General features: G+C 33.2%; 23 protein-coding genes. 5 read left to right on the top strand and 18 right to left on the bottom strand.

The features are described 5' to 3' along the window. Positions 1-71 precede the first annotated feature (71 nt). Positions 72-518, top strand: a complete 447-nt coding sequence (locus ACFCYN_RS04355) for a MarR family winged helix-turn-helix transcriptional regulator (RefSeq protein WP_172445918.1) — start codon at positions 72-74, stop codon at positions 516-518. 26 nt (positions 519-544) lie between these two features. Further along, a complete protein-coding gene (locus ACFCYN_RS04350) occupies positions 545-964 on the top strand; it encodes an organic hydroperoxide resistance protein (RefSeq protein WP_172445919.1) in 420 nt (139 codons plus the stop codon). A 57-nt stretch (positions 965-1,021) separates the two neighbouring features. Here the strand turns inward: ACFCYN_RS04350 and ACFCYN_RS04345 are convergent, their stop codons facing one another. From ACFCYN_RS04345 to ACFCYN_RS04325, 5 genes are all read right to left on the bottom strand, one after another. Further along, positions 1,022-1,798 carry an ABC transporter permease gene (locus ACFCYN_RS04345; protein WP_172445920.1) on the bottom strand — a complete coding sequence of 259 codons (777 nt, stop codon included), beginning with the start codon at positions 1,796-1,798 and terminating at the stop codon, positions 1,022-1,024. A 13-nt stretch (positions 1,799-1,811) separates the two neighbouring features. Then, positions 1,812-2,534 carry a phosphate ABC transporter ATP-binding protein gene (locus ACFCYN_RS04340; RefSeq protein WP_172445921.1) on the bottom strand — a complete coding sequence of 241 codons (723 nt, stop codon included), beginning with the start codon at positions 2,532-2,534 and terminating at the stop codon, positions 1,812-1,814. A 69-nt stretch (positions 2,535-2,603) separates the two neighbouring features. Then, a complete protein-coding gene (locus ACFCYN_RS04335) occupies positions 2,604-3,404 on the bottom strand; it encodes an ABC transporter ATP-binding protein (protein WP_172445922.1) in 801 nt (266 codons plus the stop codon). 4 nt (positions 3,405-3,408) lie between these two features. After that, a complete protein-coding gene (locus ACFCYN_RS04330) occupies positions 3,409-4,461 on the bottom strand; it encodes a FecCD family ABC transporter permease (protein WP_172445923.1) in 1,053 nt (350 codons plus the stop codon). Continuing rightward, positions 4,458-5,462, bottom strand: coding sequence for a FecCD family ABC transporter permease (locus ACFCYN_RS04325; protein WP_375947835.1), 1,005 nt, complete (start codon positions 5,460-5,462; stop codon positions 4,458-4,460). Before ACFCYN_RS04325 ends, ACFCYN_RS04330 begins: the two co-directional genes overlap by 4 nt. A gap of 167 nt (positions 5,463-5,629) precedes the next feature. On the opposite strand from ACFCYN_RS04325, the gene ACFCYN_RS04320 reads away from it, so the two are divergent. After that, the gene (locus ACFCYN_RS04320; RefSeq protein WP_172445925.1) at positions 5,630-6,589 is read left to right on the top strand and encodes an ABC transporter substrate-binding protein; all 960 of its coding nucleotides are present in this window, start codon (positions 5,630-5,632) and stop codon (positions 6,587-6,589) included. 250 nt (positions 6,590-6,839) lie between these two features. Here ACFCYN_RS04320 and ACFCYN_RS04315 read toward each other — a convergent pair whose 3' ends face one another. The 7 genes from ACFCYN_RS04315 to ACFCYN_RS04285 form a co-directional block, all read right to left on the bottom strand. Further along, positions 6,840-7,358: a GNAT family N-acetyltransferase gene (locus ACFCYN_RS04315; protein ID WP_172445926.1), complete on the bottom strand. Its 519-nt coding sequence runs from the start codon at positions 7,356-7,358 to the stop codon at positions 6,840-6,842. 222 nt (positions 7,359-7,580) lie between these two features. After that, positions 7,581-8,282, bottom strand: a complete 702-nt coding sequence (locus ACFCYN_RS04310; RefSeq protein ID WP_172447701.1) for a response regulator — start codon at positions 8,280-8,282, stop codon at positions 7,581-7,583. After that, complete coding sequence (locus tag ACFCYN_RS04305; protein WP_172445927.1) at positions 8,248-9,882, bottom strand: ATP-binding protein; 1,635 nt, start codon at positions 9,880-9,882, stop codon at positions 8,248-8,250. The genes ACFCYN_RS04310 and ACFCYN_RS04305 overlap by 35 nt, the downstream gene beginning before the upstream one ends. A gap of 68 nt (positions 9,883-9,950) precedes the next feature. Next, complete coding sequence (locus ACFCYN_RS04300; RefSeq protein WP_375947755.1) at positions 9,951-11,477, bottom strand: tripartite tricarboxylate transporter permease; 1,527 nt, start codon at positions 11,475-11,477, stop codon at positions 9,951-9,953. Positions 11,478-11,501: 24 nt separating this feature from the next. Beyond that, entirely contained in the window at positions 11,502-11,951 is a 450-nt protein-coding gene (locus ACFCYN_RS04295) for a tripartite tricarboxylate transporter TctB family protein (protein WP_172445929.1), read from the bottom strand. 66 nt (positions 11,952-12,017) lie between these two features. Next, positions 12,018-13,028, bottom strand: coding sequence for a Bug family tripartite tricarboxylate transporter substrate binding protein (locus ACFCYN_RS04290; protein ID WP_172445930.1), 1,011 nt, complete (start codon positions 13,026-13,028; stop codon positions 12,018-12,020). A 225-nt stretch (positions 13,029-13,253) separates the two neighbouring features. Further along, complete coding sequence (locus tag ACFCYN_RS04285; RefSeq protein WP_375947752.1) at positions 13,254-15,644, bottom strand: immune inhibitor A domain-containing protein; 2,391 nt, start codon at positions 15,642-15,644, stop codon at positions 13,254-13,256. A 221-nt stretch (positions 15,645-15,865) separates the two neighbouring features. Here ACFCYN_RS04285 and ACFCYN_RS04280 point away from each other — a divergent pair, with 221 nt between their 5' ends. Further along, positions 15,866-16,447 carry a DNA-3-methyladenine glycosylase gene (locus tag ACFCYN_RS04280; RefSeq protein WP_172445932.1) on the top strand — a complete coding sequence of 194 codons (582 nt, stop codon included), beginning with the start codon at positions 15,866-15,868 and terminating at the stop codon, positions 16,445-16,447. A 74-nt stretch (positions 16,448-16,521) separates the two neighbouring features. On the opposite strand, the gene ACFCYN_RS04275 is transcribed toward ACFCYN_RS04280, so the two are convergent. The 6 genes from ACFCYN_RS04275 to ACFCYN_RS04250 all read right to left on the bottom strand — a co-directional run bounded on the left by ACFCYN_RS04275 (position 16,522) and on the right by ACFCYN_RS04250 (position 23,448). After that, positions 16,522-18,168, bottom strand: a complete 1,647-nt coding sequence (locus ACFCYN_RS04275) for a glycerol-3-phosphate dehydrogenase/oxidase (RefSeq protein ID WP_375947750.1) — start codon at positions 18,166-18,168, stop codon at positions 16,522-16,524. Between the two features lie 142 nt (positions 18,169-18,310). Next, the gene (gene glpK / locus ACFCYN_RS04270; RefSeq protein ID WP_375947748.1) at positions 18,311-19,801 is read right to left on the bottom strand and encodes a glycerol kinase GlpK; all 1,491 of its coding nucleotides are present in this window, start codon (positions 19,799-19,801) and stop codon (positions 18,311-18,313) included. A 427-nt stretch (positions 19,802-20,228) separates the two neighbouring features. Continuing rightward, a complete protein-coding gene (locus ACFCYN_RS04265; protein WP_375947746.1) occupies positions 20,229-21,461 on the bottom strand; it encodes a sensor histidine kinase in 1,233 nt (410 codons plus the stop codon). An 8-nt stretch (positions 21,462-21,469) separates the two neighbouring features. Continuing rightward, on the bottom strand, positions 21,470-22,141 hold the full coding sequence (locus ACFCYN_RS04260; RefSeq protein WP_375947744.1) for a response regulator transcription factor: 672 nt from the start codon (positions 22,139-22,141) through the stop codon (positions 21,470-21,472). 400 nt (positions 22,142-22,541) lie between these two features. Next, positions 22,542-22,811 (bottom strand): hypothetical protein, encoded by a 270-nt coding sequence (locus ACFCYN_RS04255; protein WP_098120196.1) that lies wholly within the window; start codon positions 22,809-22,811, stop codon positions 22,542-22,544. Positions 22,812-23,073: 262 nt separating this feature from the next. Continuing rightward, positions 23,074-23,448, bottom strand: coding sequence for a hypothetical protein (locus ACFCYN_RS04250; protein ID WP_098120197.1), 375 nt, complete (start codon positions 23,446-23,448; stop codon positions 23,074-23,076). A 553-nt stretch (positions 23,449-24,001) separates the two neighbouring features. Between ACFCYN_RS04250 and ACFCYN_RS04245 the strand changes: the two genes are divergently transcribed. Then, positions 24,002-25,252, top strand: coding sequence for an MFS transporter (locus ACFCYN_RS04245; protein WP_172445937.1), 1,251 nt, complete (start codon positions 24,002-24,004; stop codon positions 25,250-25,252). Positions 25,253-25,335 lie beyond the last annotated feature (83 nt).

The following is a 25,335-nucleotide window of genomic DNA, read 5'->3' as shown; positions in this document are numbered from 1 at the left end:
AAATTATTTCCTATCAACTATGATTGTGTCATATTAAATTGTGCACAACTAATATATAAGGATGTTGACATATGAATAAAGAAAACCAGCTTTTGCTTGAAAATCAATTATGCTTTTCGATTTATGCTTGCTCTCGAGAAATTACGAAATTATATCGCCCAATATTAGATGAAATTGGCATTACTTACCCACAATACCTGGCACTACTTTCTCTTTGGGAAAAAGACCAACAAACTGTAAAAGAGCTTGGTGGAACTCTTTTTCTTGATTCAGGTACACTTACACCAATGCTAAAGCGCATGGAATCTGCCGGATTAATTTATCGCAAACGTGATTCAAGCGATGAGAGAAAAGTATTTATTACATTAACTGAAGATGGAAAAGCATTAAAAGAAAAAGCTTATTGTATTCCAGAGAAGTTTTTTAATGAAAGTGACACTACTCAAGAGGAATTTTTGACAATATTAAGTCAAATAAAGGCATTATTACAGAAAGTTCAATCTGCAAATGAAAATTAATAAGTTATATAAAGGAGAAATTTAAAATGGAAAAATTATATACTGCTACAGCAACTGCAACGGGTGGACGTGACGGAAGAGTAATTTCATCAGATGATTTTATTAATTTAGCGCTTAAACCACCAGTAGAATTAGGTGGTCCTGGTGGTGCAACAAATCCTGAACAACTTTTCGCAGCTGGTTATTCAGCTTGCTTCGATAGTGCCTTAAACTTAGTAGCTCGTCAGAAAAGTATTAAATTAGAAGCTACATCTGTAACCGCAAACATAACAATTGGTAAAGATCCCGCTGACGGAGGGTTTAAATTAGCTGCTCAACTTGATGTAAAAGTGCAAGGAGTACCAACAGAAGTAGCAGTAGAACTAGTAAAGGCAGCACACGGTGTATGTCCATACTCTAAAGCGACTAGAGGAAACATGGACGTTCAATTGAGAGTTATTGGATAAGAGTTAATGTTAAAGGTAAAAAAGGGAATAGGCAAAAAATTAACCTATTCCCTTCTTCTACCCCTCTAGTATCGTTTCGTATTTTAATGAGTCGTCTTTTGTAAAGAACTTTCGATAAGATAGAAGTGTTGAGGAAAATACGCTTATTGCAATTGCTCCGATTAAGATGCATTCAATTAATAATTGATATTTAATTGCATATAAGGGACTAATGCCTGCAAAAATCATACCAGTCATTGAACCTGGCAATGTAACGATTCCAACTGTTTTAGCACGATCAATTGATGGAATTAATGCTGCTTTAATTGAATTTTTTATGACATGATTTGATGCTTGCTTAGTTGTTGCACCTAAGCATAGTGCAGCTTCAATTTGATTTTTATTCGCTTGAATTTCAGCTCTAAGTCTAGTTAGTGCTAAACTATTTGCGTTCATTGATGTACTAATAATCATACTTGAAATTGGAATAACATATTGAGCTTTTAACGAAATTTTATTTGCTACCAGTACAATTCCTAAAGAAATCATAACGCCTAGAAAAATACTAATAAATGAAATAAAAAATGCTCCTTCAATATGATGCGACCGTTTACTTGAAGTATGAGCACCAAATAAAATCATACAAAATAAAATAATGATGACAATGAAAAAATGTTCAATTTTAAGGATGTATTCAAGTACATAACCCATTATCATTAATTGAATTACTGTCCTAACAGAAGAAACACCAATATCTTTTTCAACGCCAAGTTTTTGATAATATGATAATGCAATCGCAATAATAATTAATAGAAATGTTAGCGATACACCTGTTATATGCAAATTGCCTTCCATCATTCCACCCTCTTTAAGCAATTGTAGAAAGGAAATTCTTCCCTAATTCAGTGCTTGGATTGTTAAAAAACTCATTAACTGTACTTACTTCTACTAATTTACCATCAATTAATAACCCTACTCGATCTGCAATTTGTTGAACTAAATCCATATTATGGGTGACAAGAATAATGGACATATTTTCCTCTACTTTTAAGTTTACTAGAAGATCCTGAATATGTAGGGTAGATTGTGGATCTAAAGCCGAAGTAATTTCATCACATAATAATATATTTGGTTTCATTGCTAGTGCTCTTGCGATTGATACTCTTTGCTGTTGCCCAATCGATAGGGATAAAGAATTTCGATTAAATAAATCAGCTTCTAGTCCAACTTTTTCTAATAAAGTCTTCGCAACTAAAACGGAATCATTCTTACTATAGTTACCATTTAATTTTAGCCCATACAAAATATTATCCTCTACGGTTCCTTCAAATAGAGATGGAGTTTGTAAGATCATGACCGCACTTTTTCGTAGATTTTGAGGCGTCATTTTATGAATTGATTGCCCATCTATATGGATTTCACCTTTACTAATCGTTTGTAGTCGATTTAGTGCACGAAGTAAAGTCGATTTTCCAGCTCCTGAAGTTCCTATTAAACAAAAGATTTCGCCTTTTTTAGCCACAAAACTGATATTTTTAAGGATTGAACTACCGTTAATGTCTACGCATACTTCGTTGATTAATAATGTCATTTTAACCTCACCTCTTACTAAGCCTTAAAAACTAAGGTGCCCTTAATAGGACACCTTTTTAGTAAATAATTAGATTATTTTTCTTCCGCGGCCGTGTGGGATGCAAAGTGGTGTTCCAAACAATGGGTCCTTTACAATATCACAGTTCATACAAAAAACATCGCAAATTAAATCTTGGTTTATGATTTTCTCTGGGTCCCCTTCTGCATAAACTTCTCCACCTGAAATCGCAACTACATTATGTGCATAACGACATGCTAAATTAATATCATGTAGTACCATAACAATTGTACGTTGCTCTTTTTCATTTAATTCATAAAGTAAGTCTAAAATCTCAATTTGATGTGTTAAATCTAAATATGTTGTTGGTTCATCCAATAGAATTGTATCTGTGTCTTGAGCCAAAGTCATCGCAATCCAAGCACGTTGGCGTTGCCCTCCAGATAGCGAATCTACTAATTGATCTTTCAAATCGTACATATTTGTTATTTTTAAAGCATTATTTACTTTTTCTTCATCTTCTTTAGACCACTGTTTTAACCAAGTTTGATACGGGTATCTCCCTTGTTTCACTAATTGAAATACTGTTAAACCTTCAGGTGCAATGGGACTTTGTGGTAGGATAGAAAGATTTCGAGCAATTTCCTTTGTAGGCCTTTTACTTATTTCTTTTCCATCAAGTAAAATCGTTCCACTTTTTGGTTGTAGTAATCTTGCAAGGGATCGAAGTAAAGTTGATTTTCCACAACCATTTGCTCCAATTAAAACCGTAATCTTCCCTTTTGGAACTTGAAAGTTTAATTCATTTATAATTGTACGATCATCATACGATAACGTTAATTTTTCTGTTTCTATTGCGCTCGTTGACATCTTATCACCTTTTTCCAGTCTTAAATAATAAATAGATAAAATATGGTGCGCCAATTACGGCCGTAAAAACACCAGCAGGGATTTGAATCGGACTAAACGCTGTTCTTCCGATTGTATCAGCCGCTAATACCATAATTGCCCCAATGATTCCAGATAAAGGAATTAATACACCGTAAGAAGCACCAACTAATTTGCGAGCAATATGCGGCGCAATTAATCCAACAAATGCGATTGCTCCTGCAAATGCAACTGCACCTGCTACTAATGCTGTACTAATAAATAATAAAATTAAACGATTCTTCTCTACTTGAACTCCTAAACTTGTTGAAACATCGTCTCCAAGTTGTTGTGTATTTATATGTCTAATAAACAATAAAGCTAGCACAATAAAAATGAAAGTCCAGACTGATATGATTTTAACTTGTTCCCAGTTTGCTCCGTATACGCTCCCTGTTAACCACATATTTGCTTCAGTCGCTCTAAAAATTGGTCCGATGATCATAAAGAATGAAGTTGTTGCTTGAGCTAATGCAGAAAATCCAACGCCAACCAAAACTAATCTTAATGGCCTTAACTCTCCATTCTTATAAGCAAAACCATAGACAAATAGTAAACTGATAATGGCACCAATAAACGCTGCTAAAGGTAACCATTTTATGCTTACTGTTAATTGATTCGTACGGTCATTACTAAAAATCGCTAAAAATAAAACAACGGCAGCTCCTGCCCCTCCTGTAATCCCTAAAATATCCGGAGAAGCAAGTGGATTTCTTACTAAGCCTTGAAGAATAGCTCCTGCAATTGCTAAAGATATTCCAGCAAAAATGGCAATGATTATTCGAGGCATTCGAAACGCTTGAATGAATAATTCATCTATTTTTTCACCTTCACCAAAAATAACAGATAATACTTTTGGAATTGAGATGTATCGGTCTCCTAACGTTAAACTCACTACAAATGAACTGATCAGTAAAATAAGTGCAATCGTTAAAACGAAAATTGAATGTTTATTAAATAGTAATGAAAAATACTTGTTTCGTATTTTGAGCATGTTCATTTTACTGTACCGCCTTTTCTTGCTAAATAAATAAAAAATGGTGCACCGATTACTGCGGTCATAATTCCAACTGGAGTCTCTTCTGGCATTAATATATAACGAGAAGCTACGTCTGCTAATAGTAATAAAATTGCCCCGAAAATACCGCAAAATGGAATCATCCATCGGTAATCATTTTTAACGAACATTCTAACTATTTGTGGAACAATTATTCCGACCAAACCTATTGGTCCTGAAATACTGACAGCACCACCTGCTAGTATAATAACTAATACTACTAATGTAACTTTTAAGAGAGCCGTATTTTGACCTAAAGCTTTCGATACATCGTCTCCAAGCATGAATGTGTTAATTTTCCCACCAATTGCAAGTGAAATAACCCAAGCGATCACAATATAAGGTAACACCATATGTAAAGAATCGAGTGAACGACCTTGAACTGAGCCTGCTAACCAAAAAAGGACTTGCTCTAATGCTACTTCATTTGTTACTAGTAAGCCTTGGGTAATCGAGCTAAACATAGCGGCAATTGAAACCCCAGCTAAAGTAATCTTTATTGGAGTCGCACCATCTTTTCCTAAAGAACTTAATCCAAATACGAATACTGCTGATATTGTAGCACCTAAAAATGCTAGCCAAATAGTAGCATTAGGTGACTGTAAATGAAAAAATGTAATACTAAGAACGATCAACATTGAAGCACCAGCATTTATCCCTAAAACGCTCGGCGATGCTAAAGGATTCTTTGTTAAAACTTGCATGAATAAACCAGCAATCGCTAAGCTTGCACCTACTATCGATGCAATGATTGCTCTTGGAATACGAACATTTTGAATAACTAAATGTTCATTAGATCCATTAAATTGTGTAAATGAATGAACTAGGCTTGAAAAACTAGTATTTGTGTATCCTAGTAAAATACTAGAAAAAAAACAAATGACTAATAATAAAACACAAGCGATAAATACGATAATTCTTGATCTTGGGTGAATAAGCATTATTATTTCTCCTAATATTCTATTCTCTTTTTTTAGTCTAAATGATATGAATTATCAAGTCAATGAGAATGATAATCAATTTCTTGTTGACTTCTAATAAAATCTTAATCTATAATACATGTTGTCGAGAGAAATGATAATCATTATCAATATAAAGGGAGAGTAAAGAAATGAGAAAACTAAAATTTTCTTCATTAATTGCACTATTTATTGCAGCAATTATGGTATTAGGTGCTTGTGGCACTAAAAAATCAGATGAAACTTCTGGTAATGAGAGCAAAGATTCAAATACAATTACGATTCAACACGCTATGGGAACAACTAAAGTTCCAGCAAATCCAAAACGCGTTGTTATTTTAACTAACGAAGGAACAGAAGCTTTACTTGCTTTAGGAGTTAAACCAGTAGGTGCTGTTCAATCTTGGACAGGAAACCCTTGGTATGATCATATTGCTAAAGACATGGATGGCGTTCAAGTTGTAGGTTTAGAAAGTGAAGTTAACCTTGAGAAAATCGCTGATTTAAAACCAGACTTAATTATTGGTAATAAAATGCGTCAAGAAAAAGTATATGAGCAATTAAGTGCAATTGCACCAACAGTATTCGCTGAAACACTACGTGGAGACTGGCAAGAGAATTTCAAATTTTACGCAAAAGTTTTAAATAAAGAAGAACAAGGAAACACAGTATTAGCTGATTATACAAAACGTGTAGATGACCTAAAAGCTAAATTAGGCGATAAATTAAATCAAAAAATTTCAATGGTACGTTTCATGGGTGCTGATGTTCGAATCTATCACCAAGATACTTTCTCAGGTGTAATTCTTAAACAATTAGGCTTCCAACGTCCAGAAGAACAAAATGCACCTGATTTTGCTGAGCAGGGTGTTACAAAAGAAAGAATTCCAGCAATGGACGGAGATTACATATTCTACTTCACATATGATAACGGAAAAGAATCTGGTACTGCTCTTGAAAAACAATTTACAGAAGATCCATTATTCAAAAAGTTAAATGCTTATAAAAATGGACATGTTATTAAAGTAAGTGATGTTATTTGGAACACTGCAGGTGGAATCAAAGCTGCTTACTTAATGTTAGATGACATTGAAAAAACTTTTACTAAATAATTAAAACTAAAAAAGGATTACCTTAATTTGATTAAGGTGATCCTTTTTTAGTTCAGGGAGAAGAAATAACTTAAATTTAATTCGCTGCCTCTGCCTTCGACTTAAATTTCGAGAAATATTGTTGAAATATGTCTGTTTAGAAGAACCCTAACCGGTATAGGGATTATCCTACCTAATTTGGGATTCTAAGAAATTTAATTGCAGTTTTGTCCATTTTAATTTCAGTTTTACTGATTTTAATTCAGTATCTCTAACTTCCTACACTTTCCGTCTCTAACATAAGTATCATATGCTCTTGGTCCCAATATTCATTGTCCAACTTCAAACTATTAGGTGTTTTAGCAAATGTTTTGAATCCTAGTTTTTCATACAGTTTTTTTACTGTTTCGTTTCCTTCTATGATATTTAATGTAAGTTGTTCAAGTCCCAGACTTTTCGCTAAATGGATTGCCTCTTCAATTAAAAGATAGCCTGCACCCATTTTTCGAGCTCTAGAAGAAACATAGACAGATTCTATTTTTCCTTTATGCTCTGCTTTAACTTTTTCAAACGTTCTTAAAGTGGCTACTCCAATTAATTCACCTTTGTCCGTAAATGCACCGATCGTATAATTTTTATCTAATATTTCTGCTTTGTATTCAATTGGGTCATCTTGATCAAGTATTTCATCCATAGTAGTACTAAAAACTTCAGGATTCTCTTTTAAACCTTCTAAACGAATATTAAGATAGATTTCTGCATCTTCTTTTGTTAATAAACGTATCTTCATTTCTAAACCTCCGTAGTTATTGCAAAGTATAGTTTATAGAACAAACGGAAAATTTTCAACGCTTACACTAGCCATACTCTTGTAGACTAGCAATGTCATAGACTTGTAAAAAACATACAAAAACGCTTGTATATCAAGCGTTTATATACTTCTCTTATTATAAAATAGTGCTCTTTCTGTTACAGAATTGTTAGGTTTGTCATAGTCATTGAGGAACTTTACTTAGCTTTTGACCAAATAAACTCTTTCTGGTCTTCCAATCGTTCCATACGCTAAATCTGCTGAAACTTTACCTTCCGAAACTAAATATTCTAAATATCTTCGCGCAGTTGTGCGACTAACGCCAATTTCTAGCCCGATATTCTCAGCAGTCATTCCGTTTCGAACTTCTCTTATCGCGAGTAACACCTTATCTAAAGTGAGTTTATCTATTCCTTTAGGGTATAGACTTTGCTCTTCAATTATTGTATTATTCTTTCCTATTAATCCATCGATTTCATCCTGCGTAATATATGCACTTTTTGATTGTAAGCTTTTCACTTTATTAGAATAGTTTACATAGCGAATTAGCGACTTTTTAAAACGATCAAAAATGACTGGCTTTATAATAAAATCAAATACGCCATAATGCAAAGCTTTATTAACTGAATCGATTTCTTTCGATGCAGTGATCATGATGACATCTGCCATAATCGAATGTTTCTTCATCCATTGTAAAAAATCTAAGCCATTCATATCCGGAAAATACACATCTAGCAAAACTAGTTGAGGATTTAAAATTTCAACTAAATCAACTGCTTCTTGATAATTTGTAGCAATACCAATAACCTTAAACCCTTCAATTCTATCAATAAATCGCTGATGGATTTCTGCAATCCTACTATCATCTTCAACAATTAACACTTCTATTAAATTCTTTTTCATCATATCCGTTACTCTCCTTTTGGCGTTTCGGAATTGCAACAATAAATGTAGTTCCCCCATGTTCGTTTGAATGAAAAGTAATTTGTCCGTTTAATTTATGGAGTAGCCTTTGAACAAGGTGAAGTCCAATCCCTGAATTATGAGATTGATCCTTAGACGTAACACCGTATTCAAAAATCTCATCAATTAATTCTTCAGGGATTCCATTTGCATTATCTTCAATTTCAATCACTAAGTCATCACCTAAATCAGTAAGAAACAGTGAAACAATCTTTTCAGACTTATTCGTTTCTAATACTGCATCAAATGCGTTATTTAATAGATTTCCGATAATTGTGATTAAGTCTTCCCGATTTACTTCCTTCGGGACATTAACAAAACTACTATTATAGTCAATGTTAAAATCTACTTTTAGCTCATTAGCTAAACTTATTTTCCCTAGTAGGAGTCCCGCAACGACTGGATCCGAAATTTCTTCCATAATAAAATGGATGATATTTTGAGTTATATTAGATTCCTTTGAAATTAATTCAATCGCTTCTTGATAGGATTCAAGTTGTATTAACCCCAAGATTGTATGTAATTTATTCGAATATTCATGTGCCTGTGCTCGAAGTCCTTCTGAATATGCTTTTATTTGTGATAATTCATTTAGTAATTTATTCAATTCCGATTTTTCCCTAAAAGTCGTTACCGCTCCAACAATTTTAGAATCGACTCCAATTATCGGTATACAATTAATAATCACCATTTTTTCATTAATTAAAAACTCTAAATCATAAATTGGCTCGCCAGTTTCAACTACTTTCTTTAAATGAGAATTATGCAATACTTCTTCTATTTTTAATCCTCTAAGCTTAATATTATTTGGAATAGAAAGTACTTTATGGGCATTTTCATTTACTACAGTAATCTCTCCATATTCATCAATAGCGATGATTCCTTCATGAATTGATTCTAATATGGCGTGTTTTTCTTTGTACATCCTTCCGATTTCTTTCGGTTCCAAACCAAAGATTGATTTTTTAATATTAAACGAAATAAAAAAAGCTGCTCCGATTCCAAGTATTAATATGACAATACTATTTTTTAATAGTTTTTTACTAAAGACTTTTGCCTCATGATCAATATCCTTTATTAAATAGCCTACAGAAACAACTCCAATCACTTTGTCGTTATCATCAAAAATAGGAGTTTTCCCTCTTAAGGAAGGGCCTAGTGTACCAGTGGATTCTGATACGATCTCCTGTCCTTTAAATACTTTATCATTGTCTCCCCCAACCATTTTCTTTCCAATTAATGCTTGATTTGGATGTGAATAACGTACTTCGTTTTTATTCCCAACTACGATAAATTCAGCTCCAACTTTTTTTCGGATATTTTCAACGATTGGCTGAATAGTGTCAGAAGGATTTTCGTTTGAAAATGCTTCACGTATTTCAGGCATATTCGCCACAGTTTGAGAGATAGCTAGAGCCTTTAATCCTTTTTCATGTTTAAGGTTCTTTAGAAACATTTCTTGAGATACTATTTCAAAAACACTACTTATTATTAGAATAAGAACTGATATAAAGATGATTAACTTATAATGTAAACGCATAAAAATTCCCCTTATGTTTTTATAATAATCAAAAAACTCCTTTTGTTAAAGGAGTTTTGTTAGAATTTTTAAGCTTCTACATTTATGACTACTTCTTTTCCTTTCAATTTCATCAAAATTGGAACTAAGATCCAAAGTGCTCCAATTATTAAAAATACTAATGAAATAGGATGTCTAAAGAAAATACTATAATCACCATTTGATACTGTTAATGCTCTTCTTAAATTATTTTCAATCATTGGTCCTAAAACGATTCCTAATACTAATGGTGCGATTGGAAAATCATTTTTTGATAGGAAATATCCAAAAATTCCACATGCAATTAATAGTAGTAAATCATTTACGGATACTTGTACTGCATAAACACCAAATATTGAAATGGCTACTATTAGTGGCAATAAATACTTCTTCGGCGTTTGAATAATCTTTGCAAATATTTTTACTAAAGGCATGTTTAAAATGATAAGCATTACGTTTCCGATAAACATGCTTGCAATTAATCCCCATGCTACGTCAGGATGCTCATCGAATAATAGTGGTCCCGGTTGTATGTTATACATCATTAATGCACCCATTAAGATTGCAGTTGTTCCTGAACTCGGAATTCCTAAAGTTAATAAAGGAATTATCGCTCCTCCAGATGCTGCATTATTTGCAGATTCAGGAGATGCAACCCCTGCAATTGTACCTGTACCAAACTTTTCAGGCGTTTTACTAACTTTCTTTTCTAATATATAGGCAAAGAACGAAGCTAAAATGGCACCTGCTCCAGGTAATAAACCAACGAAAAATCCTAATACTGAGCCCCTAGCAATTGGAGCCACACTTTCCTTTAATTCTGCTTTAGATGGTAATAAATTATTAATTTTGGCCATCTCACCATCTTCAATTTCATTTTCAATAATCGTTTTAAATACTTCTCCTAAAGCAAATAATCCTACCGCTACTGTTAAAAATTCTAATCCTTGATAAAGCCAAGGAATGTCATATGTAAATCGAGAGACACCTGACACAGAATCAATTCCGATCGTAGCGAGTAGTAATCCAAAGATTGTCATAATTAATGCTTTAGTTACCGATTTTCCAGCTAGTCCACTAACAGCGCATAATCCAAGAAGCATTAAAGAAAAGTATTCAGTTGGACCAAACTTAATTGCTAATGCCGATAATGGTTTTGCTAATACAATTAGTGCAATAAGTGTAAAAATCCCTGCTACAAACGAACCAATTGCAGCAATTGATAAAGCACTTCCTGCTCTACCTTTTTTCGCCATTTGATAGCCATCTAAAGTTGTTACTACCGAAGAAGATTCTCCTGGTGTGTTTAATAAAATGGATGTAGTAGAACCACCATACATAGCACCATAGTATACACCGGCTAATAAAATAATTGCACTCCCCGCTGCTTGTTCAGGTCCTAAAAACCCAGTTACAGAAGCAGTTACAGGTATTAATAGTGCAACACCACTCATTGGACCAATACCAGGTAAAACCCCTACTGCCGTACCAATTAATACTCCGGCAAAAGCGAACAATAAGTTATACCATGTAAATGCAGTTTCAAATCCCTGCATTAAATATTGAAAAGTACTCAATTGATAACTCTCCCTTCTTTTCTCCTAAAACATTGACCAGCCAGGTAAAGTACCTTTTAAAACTTCAACAAAAATAACGTAAATGATGACTGAGTAACCTAATGAAATTGAGATTGATTTGACCCAGTTTCCACGCTCCAATGTTTGAATCGAAACAATAAGAAATAAGAATGAGCTGATTATAAAGCCAATTTTTTCAAGTAAAAGTGCATAAAGAATAGCTGAAACTAAGATAATAAAAAACTGTTTATAATTATATTGAACTGCATCCTTTTCTTTTTCTTTGTATGAAAATGTTTCGTAAAATAACCGACAGCTTAATAGAGAAAGTGCACAGCCAAGAATAAATGGAAAAACATTCGGTCCTACTACACTCCCATAAGCAGTGGTTGCAATATTGCGGCTTTCTAAAATAAAAGTAATACCTGTAATAAGAAAAATGATAGCCGCTAATCGATCAAATTTTTTACTCATGTATCTCACCTCTTTATTTTTAGTAGTGAAAAGAGGGAGTGCAATCCCCCTTTTTTAGTTCAATTATTACTTACTCATTCCTAAAGCTTTTAATAAATCATGAACTTGTGTTTCTTGTTCAGTTAAGAACGATTTAAATTCATCACCATTTTTATATTCTGGCTGCCAGCCTTGCTTTTCTACTTCTTCTTTCCATTCATCAGTTTCTACTAATTTTGAAATTGTTTTTTCCCAGTACGCATATGCTTCTTTAGACATTTTTTCAGGTCCAAAAACCCCACGCCAAATAATAAACTCAGCATCAATTCCTTGCTCTTTAGCTGTTGGGAACTCAGATAATACATCTCCTTGTAAACGTTCAGGTGATGTGACTGCCAAAACTTTAACCTTGCCTGATTTTACAAATTCAAGTGTGCTAGAGACATCAGTTGAAATAACATCGGCGTTATTCCCTAATAATGCTGTTATTGCTTCTGATCCACCATCATATGACACATACTTAATTTTTGTAGGATCAATACCATATTTATAAGCCGGTAAAATTCCAACTAAATGATCCATTGAACCTGGTGCAGATCCCCCAGCTAGCGTAATATTTTTAGGATTCTTCTTTATATCATCTAAAAGCGACTTTAAGTCTTTATACTTTGAATCAGCCTTTACAACGATTGCTCCATAATCTTTTGTTAGCTCTGCTAAAGGTGTACTATTTTTATAGCCAAAAGGGCTATTTCCATCTTTTTTCAAATTGTTAATAATAATTGGTGGTGAGTTTACAAATAATTTTTCATTATTTGCTTTATCTTGTGTAGCATACTCAGCCATAAATACTGTTCCGCCACCACCTGGCTTATTTTCTACTGTCATTGGTTCCTTAACGAGCTTTGTTTCACTTAATACTTTAGTGAAGGATCTAGCTGTCAAATCCCACCCACCTCCTGCTCCAGATGGTGCTACAACCGATATTGCCTTATTCGGATAAGAACTTCCTGAAGTTACATTACTCCCTTTACAAGCTACAAGACTTACTGCGACCAAAGACGTCATTATCAACAAACTAGTTTTTTTAACTTTCATTTATACTTCCTCCCCTTCTTTGTAAACGCTTTCTAATACTCGTATTATAATTTAATAATTCTGAAAAAAGTTTTTATGAACGTTAAAGACGTAAAGTCCATTAAAATCATTTTGTTCATAAAAACCACGCAAAAAAACTCGTCGACTGACGAGCTACTTCGAGTACTTCTTGTTACAAAAAAAATACGAGTTTGAAAATATCAAACTCGTATTCTATCAATTTTATTATTTACGAATCCAAACTGCACCAGCAGAATTATCTTTTGCTTCACCAACTACTTGGAATTTTAATCCATAGTTTGGAACTATTCTACTAGCATCAGGAATTAGACCTGTTGGATCTGCATATTTTTTAGAATCGTCAAACGTAGTTACACCAGCTAAACCTTGATAATCAAAGATTCCTCGAGATGGTGAGTTAATATAGAATGCAGGTGACTTATCATAACTAAAAGCAGCATCTGCAACTTGGTAACGTGTACTTTGATCTACAGAAGGTTTACCATTTAGAGTTCCTACGATTGCGTTAGGATGTGCGTCAACTACCCCTAAGAAACCTTCACCAGGATGATCTCCTGTCCAGTTATCTGTATAGCTATCATCACCATACCAAACTACTAAACCAGTATTATATTTCACTCCACGAGCGTATTCTAGTGATTTATCAGCACCAGCATAGTTTCTCCACTCTAAGTAATAAGAGTGGTTATATAAGTCAGTACCGGTAGATACTCTTGCACCACCGTCTAATGTGAATAATGGAGTACCTTCAGCACCATCAGATAATACTGTATTTCCATTTACTGTTACTTTTGCTTCATCAAATCCAAAACCAGCTGGAGATAATCCACCATCCGTAGTGTATTCAAATTGAAGTTGAACTTTTTGCCCTTTAAATGCACTTAAATCATACGATTTATCAACCCATTGACCATTTGTTGTGTCAAATTGAGCGTTCGTTTTTTCATCACCAAATGTATCTAAAGTACCAATAACTTTGCCAGTTAAATCTAATACATTCACATCTAAATAGTCAAAATTATTTTCAATTTCATAGTTTGCTTTAAATGAGAAGTTTGCACTTGTAGCCGCAGTTAAATCGATAACAGGTGAAGTCATAGTTGTGTCTAAATTATCACCTTTTAAACTATGATAATAGTTTTTACCGTATAAAGGCTGAATCTTACTTTTCACTTCTTTTTTCGGTAAGTTTACTTTTACAACACCAGGATTACCTGATTTTGTTACACTTTGATCGATAACAGTTTGCATACCTAAACGATCAATTTCCTTGTAATCTACTTCTGTAATATTAGCCCAGTTTCCACCCATCGTTTTTTGGAAGAATTCTTTATTTTGTGGAGAGAAACTTGATGGTGTTGTACCAGCAATATTCCCGTTCCAACTACCACCACTCATAATTGACCAAGAAGCAATTGGTTCACCACTACCTGAGTAATTAGTGTCATACTCATCTGGTAGGCCTAAATCATGACCAAACTCGTGAGCAAATACGCCTGTTGCACCATCTTCTGGCTCAACTGTATAGTCATATGCTGCCATCTTACCGTGCCAGTAAGGAACAGCTGCATTAGTTCCATCAAATTCAGTTGGTTGTCCTAATGTCCAACGGTGTGACCAAATTGCATCGTCACCTAATTTACCGCCTCCAGCTTCTTCACCAGTTCCAGCATGAATTACCATTAAGTGATCGACTAAACCATCTGGCTCATTAATATTGCCATCTCCGTCTATGTCATATGGATCTAACTTATCAAAATCAGCTAAATTAACACCTGATTTAACAGCAGCTTTTACTGCATCTTTAATAAAATCACGAGGTCCTAATGATCCTCCATTATCAGTACCTGTTTCACTATCAGCACCGTAGTCATCCGCATTTCCAGGAACAGTTAACCAATCTGTAACTGTACCTTTTACAGTGTAGCTTCCACCTGATTGCTCTTCATAAAATTGCTTAAACGTTTTAACTTTAGAGCCATCATATAATTTGAAGTCTTTGTCTCCAAATAACATATTTTCATAGTGTTTCTTGTTAAAATCAGATGCATACATATATCCATCTTGCTTATCAACATTATTATGTTTAAAATCTGCAAATTCAGCTAATATAACTAATACATTATCTTCACGAGTTCCACCATTGTATTTGCCTTGTTTAGCTGGATCTACTTGAACAAAACCATCGGCTTTACCTTTAGCAGCTTTCTCATTCGTATTATTTAATTGTTTTGCTAGCTGTTGTTTTTGTCTTTCGATTGTTTTTCTTTGCTTTTCAGCAATTAAAGAATTATGTACAGAAGCGCTTACTTTTACATTTTCACCTTGCTTTTTATCAAGATAAGCTTGTACCTTTGCTTTAACTGTTTTTGCACTATCAGATTTTTTAATAACACCTCTGTCTGTTAATGCTTGTGCTAATCTGTCTTCATCAACAATGTTTAAATCTAGACTAGGACTTTCTACTAATTGCTTACTTTCACTTTCAGTTGGAATTGCTGCTTTTGTAGTAACTCCAGCTGTAAGAATCGACATACTTAAAGCTGTAACAAGTGAAACACTTGATAAGACTTTCCAATATGATGGTTTTGCCATAATTCTACACCCCTTTTTTCGAATCTTCTAATAACAAATAAATAGTACAGGCTTAAGGGGTATTGTACAATGAGTAATAATGAATAATTTCTAATGTTACAATTAATCTATTTAATCTATTTTTAAAATTTTTTTAACAAACAGAATAGGTAATACAACTTATTATCTCGACAAAATAATGCATTTTCTCTTTTCAACCAACATTTTTTGAGGAGTTTCTTATGAATTCGACATTAAAAAAAGATTTCTTTTTAAAACCTACTTTACAATTAGCCAAGGATCTTTTAGGATGCATCTTAGTTCATAGTGCTGATGAAATGGAAATATCTGGAGTAATTGTAGAGACCGAAGCCTATATGGGACCGGATGATCGAGCTGCACATAGTTTTCAAAACAGACGCACGAAACGAACTGAAATTATGTTCCATGAGCCAGGTTTCATCTATACTTATCAAATGCATACCCATACTTTAATAAATGTTGTTTGCGGGGAAGTTGGTATACCTAATGCTGTATTAATTAGGGCACTAGAGCCTTTGGACGGGATTGAAAAAATGATCGAAAATCGGAAAAATCAGCCGATTACTAATTTAACGAATGGACCAGGAAAGCTTACGAAAGCATTAAATATTACGATGGAGTCTTATGGGAAGCCTTTTTGGTTACCGCCGGTTTATATTACGGAGGGGATTAAGCCAGAGCATATTAGTAGCGGTCCTAGAATTGGGATCGATAATACTGGAGAAGCAAAGGATTATCCGTGGAGATTTTGGATTACGAATAATAAATTTGTTTCAAGATAATCAAAAAAACCCAGACTGATCGCAAATGTTTGCTTCCAATCAGTCTGGGTTTCATTTTAAAATTGCTTTGAACATCATTCATTATGAGCTGTAACTGCATTTTTTATGTGCTCTTCCAATTCCAGACGATATTCTATGATTTGATAGTTGCTCCAACCTAATCTACTTGTCATATAACGAAGGACCTCTTCCTTATATTTATTAACTAAATCAATTTGAAAATATAAAAATCCAGTTCTTCTAATAAAAAAGTCCACTGGTTTTACAACCATTTCGTTCTGAATTCCATATTCCAACTGTAAAAATAGCGGTAATGGTAAACTTGTTTGATTCTTCAAGTTACTAAATGAAATATTCAATAACTGCTCAATATTAGATCCATATTTCCTACTTAATAATTTATACTCCGATTCACTTAAGCCAATCGCGATTCCTGCAGACGAGAATCGCTTTGTAAAGTAATTAATTCCTTTTGAACCACCAACATCTCCACCCGAAATTGGTAAATTTTTAGTTTGGCACTCTTTAAATTTATTTTTATTTTCTTTTAATAGTTTATCTACAATCGTCTCGGCCATTTTACGATATCCTGTTAATTTCCCTCCTGCAATCGTAATCAATCCTGAAGAAGATACCCAGATCTCATCCTTCCTTGATATTTCAGAAGGATCCTTCCCTTTTTCAAAAATTAAAGGACGAATACCAGCCCAGCTCGATTCAACATCGGTATCTTCCAATTTGATTGTCGGAAACATATACTTAATGCAATTTAAAATATACTCTCTATCTTCATTACTTACATATGGATTAGCAGTATCTTGATCATAAAATGTATCAGTCGTACCGACGTAGGTCTTTCCATCTCTTGGAATTGCAAATATCATTCGACCATCTAGCGTATCAAAATAAACAGACTGATTTAAAGGGAACTTCTGATGATCAATCACTAGATGTACCCCTTTAGTTAATCTCAGATTTTTATCACTTTCTAAGCGTTCCATTTCCCTTAACTGATCAACCCATGGTCCTGTTGCGTTAATGATCTTATTTGCTCGAATTGTAAAAGGTACTTTTGTGATTAAATCAATTACATGTACACCTACTATTTTAGTATTTTCATAAATAAAATCTGTAACCTTAACGTAATTGATTGCCTGTGTCCCATGTTCAACTGCCTTTTTTATTACTTCGATTGTTAGGCGAGCATCATCTGTGCGGTACTCGACATAATATCCACCACCTTTAAGTCCCTCTCTTTTAACTAATGGTTCCTTATCAATTGTTTCTTTTTGATTTAATATCTTCCTTCGTTCACTTTTTTTTACAGCAGCTAAGTAATCATATAACCTTAGCCCTAGAGACGTACTAAACTTTCCAAAAGTACCACCTTTGTATATCGGAAGTAACATCCATTCAGGTGTCGTGACATGGGGGCCATTTTCATAAACAATTGCTCGCTCTTTGCCTACATCTGCCACCATTTTAAATTCATATTGTTTTAAATATCGCAAACCACCATGTACAAGCTTAGTAGAACGACTTGATGTACCAGATGCAAAATCCTGCATATCAACTAATGCAGTAGTCATTCCTCTTGTAGATGCATCCAGCGCGATCCCACAACCTGTTATTCCGCCACCAATTATTAATACATCGAACACCTTTTCAGCTAATCTTTCCATGATCTTTTTTCTTTTTAAACTCGAAAATTGTTCATTCATTGTACTACCTCACTTCAACAAATTTTCTAGTTGATATTAAAGACACGGTAAAAGAAATTCTCTTAAAATTAAAAAGGACCACTACAATTACAATTCCATGTAGAATGGTCCTAAAATTTTAGTAAACAATTGAATGTTCTATTTACTTAAATGCAAGTGCTGCATTCACTGCTTTTTTCCAGCCCGAATATAACTCATAGCTTAAATCATTTGACATCGCTTGCTCGAAGCAACGATCCATTTGCCATTGTCCAGCAATTTCCTCTTGGTTTTTCCAAAATCCTACTGCTAATCCAGCTAAATAAGCCGCACCTAATGCAGTGGTTTCATTTATAATCGGACGTTGAACTGGTACATTTAATAAATCACTTTGAAATTGCATTAAGAAATTATTTTTAACTGCTCCACCATCTACTCGCAATGTTTTTAATGAAATGTTGGCATCTGCCTCCATTGCTGTTAATACGTCTTTTGTTTGATATGCGAGCGCTTCTAATGTAGCACGAATAAAATGTTCCTTAGATGTTCCCCTTGTCAAACCAAATACTGCTCCGCGTACTTCACTATCCCAATATGGTGTACCTAATCCTACAAATGCAGGCACAACATAAACTCCATCAGATGAAGTTACTCTAGTAGCATATTTCTCACTATCAGCAGCATTTTTAATAATTCTTAAACCATCACGTAGCCATTGAATAGCAGAGCCAGCAACAAATATACTGCCTTCAAGTGCATATTCAACTTTTCCATCTATCCCCCATGCAATTGTTGTCAGTAGTCCATGATTTGACTTAACTGCATGATTTCCTGTATTCATTAGCATAAAACAACCAGTACCATATGTGTTTTTAGCCATACCTTTTTCAAAACATGCCTGACCAAATAATGCTGCTTGCTGATCACCAGCTATTCCCGCAATTGGAATCTCACTTCCAAAGAAATGATAACTAACCGTATTCGCATAGATTTCTGAAGACGGACGAACAATCGGAAGCATGTTTTCTGGAATATTTAACATATTCAATAAGTCTTGATCCCACTTTAATTCATAAATATTATACATCATCGTTCTAGATGCATTTGAATAATCTGTTACATGCGCTTTGCCACCAGAAAGCTTCCAAACTAACCATGTATCAATTGTGCCAAATAGTAAATCGCCTGCCTCAGCCTTTTTTCTAGCACCTTCTACATGATCAAGAATCCATTTTACTTTAGTACCGGAAAAATAAGCATCAATAAGAAGCCCTGTTTTTTCACGGACTATTGAATCAAAACCACCTTGTTTCAGTTCCTCGCATATTTCAGCCGTTTGTCTTGATTGCCAAACGATCGCATGATAAATTGGGATCCCAGTATGTTTATCCCAAACGACTGTCGTTTCACGTTGGTTTGTAATTCCAATCCCACTAATTTGATCATGACTAATATTCGCTTCCGCAAGACAAGTTGCGATTACAGCAAGAACCGATCCCCAAATTTCATTCGCATTATGCTCTACCCAACCCGGCTTTGGAAAATATTGAGTAAACTCTTTTTGAGCTATATGTACAATTTTACCTTCTTTATTAAACAATATTGCTCTCGAACTAGTCGTCCCTTGGTCAAGTGACAAAATGTATTTTTCCATCTCAAATGACCTCCTTGCTATTATTTTATGTATGTGCACATTAAAAATGCGACTATTTAAGGGCAGGTAAAAGAAGAACAGGATAAAAGGTATCGAAAAAAATTTCGGAGTTTCTTATTTAACTTCTATTTTACAGCTCAACTTTATTTCCCCCGTTTTTTAGAGTAGAATTTCGGCCATTTAAAATCAAGAGATAAGAAAACTTATTCTTATCTCTATAACAATTATTCGGCATTATTAACAAAAAAACCTCGTACTGCTTTGCAAAATAAAAAACGACCCATCAAAAATATAGGTCGCTTTTTTGTCTTATTACGAGAAGTTTAATGTTCTTCTAATAATTTGTAGTTTATCGTTATTTCTTAGGAAATAATGTCGGAAACATCCTAAATAATGGGTAATATTCTTAGATTAAGAAACAAAATGATTAACCTTTTAAAGATGAATGGACTGGCAATGTAATTTCAAAGCTAGTTCCTTCATCTTTTTTACTTTGAACTTTAATTTTCCCACCGTGCTCTTCAACAATCCATTTTGCGATTGATAATCCTAGTCCAATTCCATTTTTAGATGTACGAGATGCGTCTTCTTGGAAGAACCGATCAAATATTCGAGGAAGATTTTCCTCGTTTATTCCAACGCCACTATCTATAACTTTTATTAGAAAATGATTTTTCACTTGTTCACAGCTAATTTCAATCGTGTCATTCTCATTTGTAAACTTCATTGCATTATCGATTAAAATTACAAGTAACTGATGAAGTCTTTCCTGATCACCAAAATGAAAATACGTTCCTTTAATCCTCAACAATAGTTCTTTATTTTGAAATGATATAATCTCAGTGAAATGGGAAGTTACTTCTTCTAACAATTCGTTTAAAGAAAATACTTTTTTATTTAGTTGTATTTGTCCCGAGTCCGATCTAGCTAAAGTTAATAAACTTGCAACTAGTTTAGATAGTCGCCTATTTTCTTTTAACATGATTGAAAAATCTTGTGCTTTTTCCTCAATTGTAGCACTAGGTTCTCTAAGTAATAATTCCAAACGTGACTGAATGACTGTTAAAGGTGTCCGTATTTCATGGGAAGCGTCAGAAACGAATTCCTGTTGCTTCTGCCAAGCATTTGTAATCGGTACAAGTGCACGTCCAGCCAAAATATATCCGGCTACAACTGCCAATGCACTTCCTAATACCCAGCCAACAATTAATATGATGAGCAATGTATCTACTAAATCCTTTTCCGAATCTATATTCCGTAATATTTGTAGTGTAATTTTCCCGCGATTTGTCTCACCTTGAATTGAAATCGTACGATAATTCATATCACCAATTTTAACATTGTATATTTCGTTTATTATTTTAGGATATTTTAATTCATCTTGTAACTCTATTACATTGATACCTGGCATCGGATTTACTACTTTTTTATTTTCATCCCACATAATCATTAATACACGGGGATCCCGATTAGAAATTGGTAAACGATTTGGATTATCACTATTTTGAATCCGATTAATATTCCATAAAAGTGATTGATCAACCTCTTTATACAAACGATTATTTGTGTATGAATAAATAATTAAAGAAAGGATTCCAATTAGTAAAATAAATACTACCGAATTTATAATCGTTAATCGAATTTTAGTTTTCTTAAACATTTCTTCACCTAGTCATCTTTCATAATATATCCGATTCCTCTGACAGTTTTTATTATACTACCGTAATTAAAAGGCTCTAGTTTTTTTCGAAGTTGGTGAACATATACTTCGACAATGGCAACCGTTGTATCCGAATCAAATCCCCAAACTCGATCAAAAATTTGTTCTTTCATTAAAATTTTCCCTTGATTTTGAATGAAGTATTCTAAAAGCTCATATTGTTTAATTGTTAAATGGATTGTTTCATTATTTACTTCGACTGGATGTTCTTTTCCTTTTAAAATAATACCTTGATATTTTAATGAACTATCAATTGTTAGTTTACCACTTCTTCTAAGTAGTGCATAAATTCTCGCTAGTAACTCCGGTCCTTGAAATGGCTTGACTAAATAATCATCAGCACCTAAGTTCAATCCCTCAACACGATCCTCTAGTGAATCTTTTGCTGTCAAAAATAGTACTGGTGTATGAATCCCTTCTTTTCTCAAATCCTTTACGATTTCAAATCCATTTTTTTCTGGTAACATTACATCTAATACAATAACATCATATATGTTTTGCATAGCCATGAAGAAGCCTTCTTCTCCTTCTAATGCCTTATCTACTTTAAAATCATTTGATAATAATTCAACGATTGAATTTAAAACTTCTTTATGATCTTCTACAGCTAAAATTCTCAAAAACTTTACCTCCATTAGACTAAAAAAGAAGCGTCCTTAAACAATGGCAACGCTCCCTTTAAATTATTCAAAATCGCAAATCTTGAATTGTTCTCATTTGGGGATTTGTCCAGTCAACTTCTATCATATCACCAAATGTACTTAGTACGATTTATTCTATTAACTATTTAAAACTTTATTTTATTTAAGAATCGATTTTAGCTCTAATATATTCATAAATCTAATGACTGATATAAATGCTGCATACATTTTTTAGCGATTTCACGATTTCTACTTACATGGTATATTAAACCAATCAAAATTTCGTTATCATATGTAATCTGAAAGATTGTTTAGTCCTTATCATGAAGTTTTTCCAAAATAGCAAAAAATTTTCACTCTTTTTTTGTATAAATTCTTATTAATTGCTGCTACCAGATGCTGGTGGTTGTTGATTAAAATAGCCTCCGCCACCATTTTGTTGAAAGCCTCCTCCATTTCGGAAACCTCTCATCATTTCAGTACGGCTATTATTTTTATAACTTAAATAACCAACTCCGATTAAAGTAAAAACACCAATTACCAAATTTACTATTAGTAAAATTGAAATAACTTTAGGAGAAAATGAACGATTATTTTTCAAATTGGCTTTTTGATTTTTTTCTACTAAATTTGATTCTAAATTTTCCATATTGATCCCCACTCCTTAGAATTGAATAAGAGAATTATGCAATAGAATCCTTAATTTTTTCTTAATAAAATTACTAATATTTCGAATCTATCCTTTGCAAATAAACTCAAATATATGTTCTTTCTAGAATGGAAAGTCAATATAAAAAAGGTGCCTACTAGCTAGATTGCTAATAGACACCAAAAATTTTATAAATTAGTCCAAAAAAATAAATTAAAATATAGTTTTTTCATATGAATTTAAAAAATAGTAGAACAAATGCTTAGGCTAATTTTACCTTTCGAACTACTTGAATTTTGACATGTTTAGGAATATCTCCCTTAATCGTCACCTCACCATTCGATAAAGCGATTTTTGCTCCCCATCCATTTTTAAACTTTTTAATTTTTACTCGAAGTAATCTTATTTCCACCTGACCTAATCCTGATTTGTTTTTTACTTCTAATTCTGGTGTTTTCGCATTACCAATATTATGTAGAAGTAGTTTTACTCTAATCAGAGGTTCTTCAGCGCTTTTTACGATAACGTATGCGTTGCCTTGTTCATCCTCTTTAAATTGGTCGTAAGTTACTGAAAAACCTTTTGTACTTAAGTAAATTTCTCCATCATCATTTACTTTGTAAACTGGTGAAAACATATGTCACTTCTCCTTGCCGTATATTGTTCATATGTAAATAAAGAAAATTTGCCAATTGGCCAGTCTTAGGGCGATGTGAGGGCCGTAGGCGTAGTTGCACTATTACTTTAATTTCTAGAACCGGTTACTACGCAGAGTACTCGTCATCGCTCGCCAATTAAAAACTAAAGTTAAATAAAAAATTGACGATGAAATAATTGAGATTATTTTTACGTCAATTCTAACTTTAGTATGGCTTAACCATTAAAAAATGTTCTTTCCAATATTTAATATGTTTAAATTAGACTTTTATTACAATCAGACAGATTATTCTAGTTTATTAAAAATTAATATAAAATGCAATTTTAAAACTCTGAAATTAATAGCTAATTTTTGGAAATTCCCTTTTAAAATATACCCATTTTTTTACATAAAAACTTGAAACCAAAACATAGAATTCACCGTATAAATATGCTATTGTTCTAATGAATTATTCAAAAATTTGAAATCGATTGTTTTATTTTCATTTTGTACTAAATTAAGAAATATCAAAAAAAGGAAGAAGGAAAGTAAGTTGATTTACAGTAAACAAGACGTACTACACAATGAATACCAGAGTATTAAAAATGGTGCCGCTTCTACAATTGCCATAAGCTTATCAAACAATTACTTTATTTTGTTTGCAATCGCAATTTTAGGTGCTACAAATTATCAAGTAGGTTTAATTTCTTCCTTACCTTCAATTGTCGGTATGGCCGCAATGCTACCCGCTGCTTTTATGGTGAACAAGTTAGAGGAAAAAAGAAAATTCACGGCTTATTCAATTTTTTTCACTCGATTCTTTCTATTAATAATGGTTTTTCTACCATTTATTAAATCAGATCATATCTCATGGTTTTTCGTTATATTAATCGCACTAATGAATTTCCCTGGAACCTTTTTAAATTTAAGCTGGCAAGCTTTTATTGGAGACTTAATTCCAGCAGATCGTCGGAACACTTTTTTTGGTAATCGTAATAGGATTCTTACCTTTACAGGAATGGTTGTAACACTTGTAGCTGGATTTTGTATGAAATCGATAAGTTCCAAAAGCGCTATCCCTTATCAATTACTTTTTTTATTTGCATTTATATTTGGAATGATTGAGTTCTACTATATTTTGAAGCATAAAGAGGAGAAGCAAACAATTGAAACTTCTACTCATTACTCTCCATTTTCAAAACATCTTTTTCAATATAAACCGTATATAACCTTTTTAGTTTGTGCACTTTTTTTTAACTTCGCATGGCAAATGGCTTGGTCTTTATTTTCGATTTATCAAATAAGATATGCCCATGCTACTGCTTTTTGGATTAGTTTATTTACTGTAAGCAACCAACTTTCTCAAATCGTCAGCTTCCGTTGGTGGGCAAAGATGGCGAATCGATATAGTAATACTCAATTATTAATTTGGATTTCAATAGGAATGGCTTCTGCACCTATTTTAAATATTTTATCTACTAATTATATTTACTTATTTTTTGTAAACTTTACATCAGGCTTTTTTGTATCTGGAACTGTTTTAATTTTATTTAATAGCTTATTAGAATCAACAGAAGAAGAACATCGCACTTCTTATATTGCTAATTATAATTTCTTACTATCAATTATAGCCTTTATCGCCCCACAAGTCGGCGTATTTTTGCTTGAATCATTCAGTATGAATACTGCAATGATCATGTCAACGATCTTCAGAGGCTTATCTGGAGTTTTATTTGGTGTAATGGCATATAAAATGTCTCATTCAAATCAATTAGATTACAAGCGTGATAAAATCTCATTTTAAGACGTTCAGGTAAGAAGGACCAAGGAAAACAAAGTTAAAATCATAATTTTAACTTTGTTTTCCTGTCCTTTCTATTCATGTCC

The organism is Gottfriedia sp. NPDC056225, from assembly GCF_042267765.1.
Classification (GTDB): domain Bacteria; phylum Bacillota; class Bacilli; order Bacillales; family Bacillaceae_G; genus Gottfriedia.
This window is presented reverse-complemented; position numbering and strand designations above follow the sequence as displayed.